Consider the following 6000-nt stretch of genomic DNA (forward strand, 5'->3'; position numbering starts at 1 on the left):
ATTCTGTATAGTAAATGCAATTCTACATGAGGAATGGAATGGTCGACGATACCGGACAGAAACTCGTCCCCGCGGTGCAGAACGCCATGAGCATCCTGCGTCTGGTCGCCGCGCAGGGCCGCCCCATGGGCGCCACCCAGATCGCGCGGGAAACCGGGCTGAACGTCTCCTCCGCCTTCAACATCCTCAGGACGCTGAGCCATGAAGGGCTGCTGAGCTTCGACCCCGCGGCCAAGACCTACCGCATGGGCATGGGGCTGCTGGAATTTGCGGTGCCGCTGCTGGGGGCCAACCCTGCCGACGTGATCCGCCCGGCGCTGACCGCCATCGCGCAGGACCACCAGACCATGATCGCGCTCTGGCAGATCACCCCGACCGACCGCATCGTGCTGACCGACCGCTTCACCGCGCCCAACATCCTGCATGCGGTGCTGGCCCAGAACAGCCGCCTGCCGGTGTTTTCCGGCGCGATCGGGCGCTGCTACGCCGCCACCAAAGGCCTGACCGAGGCCCAGACCCGCAAGGGTTTCGCCACCGTGCGCTGGCAGGACGCGCCGAGTTTCGAAAGCTACTGGGCCGATGTGCTGAAGGCGCGCCACACCCGCACCGCCTGCGACCGCAGCCAGCTGTTCCGCGGGCTCGACATCGTTGCGTCGCTGGCGCGCGACGCAGGCGGCGTGCCCCGGCTGGGCATGAGCAGCATCACCATCGCGGGGCAGCAGACCGATGAAAGCCTTGCCGCCATCGCCACAGCCCTTGCCGGGGCCGCAGCCCAGATCGAACGCTGCCTGTTCGGCCGCCCCGCAGACCCTGACACCTAAGGTTCAAGACAAGACGGAGGAGACATGTCTGAAATGAAACCCCTTGACGGGAAGGTCATGCTGGTGACCGGCGCGGGCGGCGGCATCGGTCGCGCCATCGCGATGGAGGCGGCGAAAGCCGGGGCGGCGGTGGTGGTCAATGACATCGGCGCCTCGCTGGACGGCCAGCGCTCCTCCAGCGCCGCCGCGCAGGATACGGTCGCCGAGATCACCAGGGCGGGCGGGCGCGCCGTCGCCAATGGCGATGACGTCACCGACCCTGCCGGGGCGCAGGCGATGGTGCGGCAGGCGACCGACGCCTTCGGTCGGCTGGATGCGGTGGTGAACAACGCGGGCATCCTGCGCGACAGCTTCTTCCACAAGATGACCTATGAAAATTTCGACGCGGTGGTGAAGGTCCATCTTTATGGCACGTTCAACGTAAGCCGCGCCGCCGCCGACGTGATGCGCGATCAGGGATCGGGCAGCCTGATCCACATGACCTCGACCTCCGGGCTGATCGGCAATCTTGCGCAGGCCAATTACTCTGCCGCCAAGCTGGGGATCACCGCCCTGTCGAAATCGCTGGCACTTGACCTGCAGCGCTGGAACATCCGCTCCAACTGCATCGCGCCCTTCGCATGGAGCCGCATGACCTCCTCGATCAAGGTCGACAGCCCCGAACAGGAAGAGCGGGTGAACCGCATGAAGGAGATGTCGCCGGAAAAGATCGCGCCCGTCGCGCTGTATCTTGCCTCGGACGCGGGCGCCGACACCACCGGGCAGGTCTTTGCTGTGCGCAACAACGAGATTTTCCTCATCTCGCAGCCGCGCCCGGTCCGCTCGGTGCAGCGCAGCGAGGGCTGGTCGCTCGACAGCGTCGCGAGCCATGCCATCCCGGCGCTGCGCGCAAGCTACGTGCCGCTTGACGTCTCGGCGGACGTGTTCTGCTGGGATCCGGTCTGACCCCGGGGCCTGCACCACTCCAGCCGCGCAGGGGCGGCCCGGCTCTGGTCGGGCCGCCTTTTCCATGCCGCCCCGCGCGCCGCGCCATTCATGCCTTTTCGGCATTTCAGCAAGTCCATTCAGATATTTGATTTATGGCTTGCCGGGGTGGATGATCGGGAAAACACGGGGGGAACCCCATGTCCCGAGACCCGAAGGAGGCACAGGTGTACGACCAGATCAGCGACGACCATCAGGACATCCGCGACGCGGTGCGCGCGCTCTGCGCCAGTTTTCCCGACGAATATCACCGCCGGATCGACGCGGCCCGCGGCTATCCCGAAGAGTTCGTCGATGCCCTGACCAAGGCCGGGTGGATGGCCGCGCTGATCCCCGAAGACTATGGCGGCTCGGGGCTCGGGCTCACCGAGGCGGCGGTGATCATGGAAGAGATCAACCGCGCCGGCGGCAATTCCGGCGCCTGCCACGGGCAGATGTACAACATGACCACGCTGGTGCGGCACGGATCCGAGGAGCAGCGCCAGCGCATCCTGCCCAGGCTTGCCAGCGGCGAGCTGCGCCTGCAGTCCATGGGCGTGACCGAACCCACCACCGGCACCGACACCACCCAGCTCAAGACCACCGCCGTGCGGAAGGGCGACCGCTATGTGATCAACGGCCAGAAGGTCTGGATCAGCCGCGTGCAGCATTCGGATCTGATGATCCTGCTCGCCCGGACCACGCCGCTGTCGGAGGTGAAGAAGAAATCCGAAGGCCTGTCGATCTTCCTTGTCGACATCAGGCAGGCGATGGCCTCCGGCATGGAGGTGCGCCCGATCCCCAACATGGTCAACCACGAGACCAACGAGCTGTTCTTCGACAATCTCGAGATTCCGGTGGAAAACCTGATCGGCGAAGAGGGCAAGGGCTTCAAATATATCCTCACCGGGCTCAATGCCGAACGCGCGCTGATCGCGGCGGAATGTATCGGGGACGGCTACTGGTTCACCGACCGCGTGGTGCGCTATGTCTCCGAACGGCAGGTCTTTGGCCGCGCCATCGGCCAGAACCAGGGCGTGCAGTTCCCCATCGCCGAGGCCTATATCGAGATCGAGGCCGCCAATCTCATGCGCCAGAAAGCCTGCCGCCTGTATGACGCGGGCCAGCCCTGCGGCGCCGAGGCGAACATGGCCAAATACCTCGCCGCCAAGGCCAGCTGGGAGGCGGCGAATGCCTGCATCCAGTTCCATGGCGGCTTCGGCTTCGCCTGCGAATATGACATCGAACGCAAGTTCCGGGAAACGCGGCTCTATCAGGTGGCGCCGATCTCCACCAACCTCATCCTTTCCTACATCGCCGAACATGTGCTCGGCCTGCCCCGGAGCTTCTGATGCGGCCCCTCGAAGGGATCAGGGTCGTCGCCATCGAACAGGCGGTGGCGGCGCCGTTCTGCACCTCGCGCCTTGCGGATGCCGGGGCCGAGGTGATCAAGATCGAACGCCCCGAAGGCGATTTCGCCCGCGGCTATGACGATGTGGCCAAGGGCCAGTCGAGCTATTTCGTCTGGCTCAACCGGGGCAAGCAGTCGCGCACGCTCGACCTCGCCTCCGCCTCCGGGCAGGAGGATCTGGCGCAGCTTCTCGCCAGCGCCGACGTGCTGGTGCAGAACCTCAAGCGCGGGGCGCTGGCCCGGCTTGGCTTTGGCGCCGACCGGCTGGCGCGCGACTTCCCGCAGCTGATCACCTGCGCGATCTCGGGCTATGGCGAAGGCGGGCCGATGGCCGACCGCAAGGCCTATGACCTGCTGGTGCAGGCGGAATCCGGGCTCTGCTCCATCACCGGCGGCCCGTCGGAACCCGCCCGCGTCGGCATTTCGCTGGTCGACATCGCCACCGGCGCCACCGCGCAGTCGGCCATCCTCGAAGCGCTGATCCGGCGCGGCAAGACCGGTCAGGGCGCCAGCATCGCGATTTCCATGTTCGACGTGATGGCCGACTGGCTGACCGTGCCGCTGCTCAACCACGAGGGCGGCAAAAGCCCGAAACGGGCCGGGCTCGCGCATCCCTCCATCGCCCCCTATGGCGTCTTCACCGCGAAGGACGGCGCGCAGGTTCTGCTGTCGGTGCAAAGCGACCGGGAATGGCGCAAGCTCTGCGCGCTGTTTCTGGGCGATGCGGATCTGGCCGACGATCCGCGCTTCTGCAGCAACGTGCTGCGGGTGGAACACCGGGCCGAAACCGATGCGCTGGTCGCGGCGGCCTTTGCCCGCCGCAGCGGCGCCGAGGCGGTGGAGACGCTGCTGCGCGCCGATGTCGCGCTGGCCCTCGTCAATGACATGGCGGGGCTTGCCGCCCACCCGCATCTGCGGCGCATCACGGTCGATACCCCGAACGGCCCCGTCTCCTATCCCGCGCCCGCCCCGGTCTGGGACGACGCACCCCGCGCCTATGGCGCCGTTCCTGCCCTGAACCCGCTGGAGAGCTGACCATGCCCGCCACACCGGATTTCGATCTTGACCATCTGCGCGGCTGGATTGGCCGCGAAGAGCATGCCTCCGAACCGCTGACGCCCAATCTGGTCGCGCGGCTTTACGCCACGCTCGACCGCGAGGGCCCCACCGGGGAGGGTGCCGAGGCGCCGCTGCTGGTCCATCACTGCCTGTGCCAGCCGACCGCCCCCACCGCCGCACTTGGCCCGGACGGGCATCCGCAGCGCGGCGGCTTCCTGCCGCCGGTGCCGCTGCCCCGGCGCATGTGGGCGGGCGGCGCCTTCACCTTCCGCACCGCCCCCCGGATCGGCGAAACCGTGACCCGGCGCTCGGTGGTGGAGGATGTGACGCTGAAACAGGGCCGGTCGGGGCGGCTCTGTTTCGTGACGGTGACCCATCATTTCAGCAGCGGCGGGCGCGACATGCTGACCGAACGGCAGGACATCGTCTATCGCGACGAGCCGCCGGCGGGGGCCGCCCCCGCCACGCCGCCGCCGCCTGCCCCGGCGGGCGCGCAGCAGCGCCGCATCGACACCGCGCCCGCGCGGCTTTTCCGCTACTCCGCGCTGACCTTCAACAGCCACCGCATCCATTACGATGCGCCCTACACCACCGCCGAAGAAGGCTATCCCGGCCTTGTGGTGCACGGGCCGCTGCAGGCGATGCTGCTGGCGCACTATGCCGCCGACCTGCGCGGCGCCGCCCCGGCCCGGTTCCGCTTCCGCAGCCTGTCGCCGGTCTTTGGCGGCGCGACGCTGCTGCTCAACGCCCGCGCGTCCGGGGATGCGCTGGATCTCTGGACCGCCTGCCCCGAAGGTCCGGTCGCGATGGAGGCGCGGGCGGAATGGTGAGCCTTGATCTGATCCGCGCCCCGCTTTTTGTGCCCGCCAACCGGCCCGAACGCTTCGCCAAAGCCGCCGCAAGCGAGGCCGATGCGGTGATCCTCGATCTGGAGGATGCCGTGGCCCCCGAGGCGAAGGAGGCCGCGCGCCGCGCGCTGCGCTGCGATTTCACCACAAAACCCGTGCTGGTGCGGATCAATGCCAGCGGCACGCCATGGCACGAGGCCGATCTTGCGGCGGTCAGCGCGCTGCCGGTCGCCGGGATCGTGCTGCCGAAGGCCGAAGATGCGGCGGTGGTGGACGCGCTCTGCCGCCAGCTTAATGAGCGGGTGCCGGTGCTGGCCCTGATCGAGACCGCCCGCGGCCTTGCCGAAGCGCGGCGCCTTGCGGCGCTGCCCGGCGTGGCGCGGCTGATCTTCGGCTCCATCGATTTCTGCGCCGATCTGGGCTGCGCGCATGAGCGCGACATCCTGCTGCCCGCGCGCAGCGAACTGGTGCTTGCCTCGCGCCTTGCGGGCAAGCCCGGCCCGGTTGACGGCGTCACCGCCCGGCTCGACGATCCCGACGAGACGCGGGGCGATGCCGAACATGCCCGCGCGCTTGGCATGACCGGAAAGCTCTGCATCCACCCGCGGCAGGTGCCGGAGGTGCTGCGCGGCTTTGCGCCCACCGACCGCGAAATCGACTGGGCGCGGCGGGTGCTTGCCTCCGGCGAAGGCGCGGTGGCGCTGGACGGCGCGATGATCGACGACCCCGTGCGGCTGCGGGCGCGGCATATCCTCGCCACGGCCCGGCCCGCCTGACCCCACGCCAAGGGCCCGCAGCGGACTGCAACAGGAAAGACGCATTGATCCCATGAAACTGCTCGTCCCCGTAAAAAGAGTGATCGATTACAACGTGAAGGTCCGGGTTAAATCGGACGGCA

Annotated in this window: 6 protein-coding genes; all 6 read left to right on the forward strand. The window is 67.9% G+C overall.

Annotated features, from left to right (window positions below; genetic code table 11):
- The first annotated feature begins 38 nt into the window (after positions 1–38).
- The 6 genes from VK682_RS14940 to VK682_RS14965 all read left to right on the forward strand — a co-directional run bounded on the left by VK682_RS14940 (position 39) and on the right by VK682_RS14965 (position 5878).
- The gene (locus VK682_RS14940) at positions 39–821 is read left to right on the forward strand and encodes an IclR family transcriptional regulator (RefSeq protein ID WP_230796558.1); all 783 of its coding nucleotides are present in this window, start codon (positions 39–41) and stop codon (positions 819–821) included.
- 24 nt (positions 822–845) lie between these two features.
- Positions 846–1766 (forward strand): SDR family NAD(P)-dependent oxidoreductase, encoded by a 921-nt coding sequence (locus VK682_RS14945; protein ID WP_230796559.1) that lies wholly within the window; start codon positions 846–848, stop codon positions 1764–1766.
- Between the two features lie 179 nt (positions 1767–1945).
- Entirely contained in the window at positions 1946–3136 is a 1191-nt protein-coding gene (locus VK682_RS14950; protein ID WP_230796561.1) for an acyl-CoA dehydrogenase family protein, read from the forward strand.
- On the forward strand, positions 3136–4230 hold the full coding sequence (locus tag VK682_RS14955; protein WP_230796563.1) for a CaiB/BaiF CoA transferase family protein: 1095 nt from the start codon (positions 3136–3138) through the stop codon (positions 4228–4230). The genes VK682_RS14950 and VK682_RS14955 overlap by 1 nt, the downstream gene beginning before the upstream one ends.
- A 2-nt stretch (positions 4231–4232) precedes the next feature.
- Positions 4233–5084, forward strand: coding sequence for an HTD2 family dehydratase (locus tag VK682_RS14960; RefSeq protein WP_230796564.1), 852 nt, complete (start codon positions 4233–4235; stop codon positions 5082–5084).
- Positions 5078–5878 carry an HpcH/HpaI aldolase/citrate lyase family protein gene (locus tag VK682_RS14965; protein WP_324782129.1) on the forward strand — a complete coding sequence of 267 codons (801 nt, stop codon included), beginning with the start codon at positions 5078–5080 and terminating at the stop codon, positions 5876–5878. Before VK682_RS14960 ends, VK682_RS14965 begins: the two co-directional genes overlap by 7 nt.
- The last annotated feature ends 122 nt before the right edge of the window (positions 5879–6000 follow it).

This window comes from Salipiger marinus (assembly GCF_035481585.1).
Taxonomy (GTDB): domain Bacteria; phylum Pseudomonadota; class Alphaproteobacteria; order Rhodobacterales; family Rhodobacteraceae; genus Salipiger; species Salipiger marinus.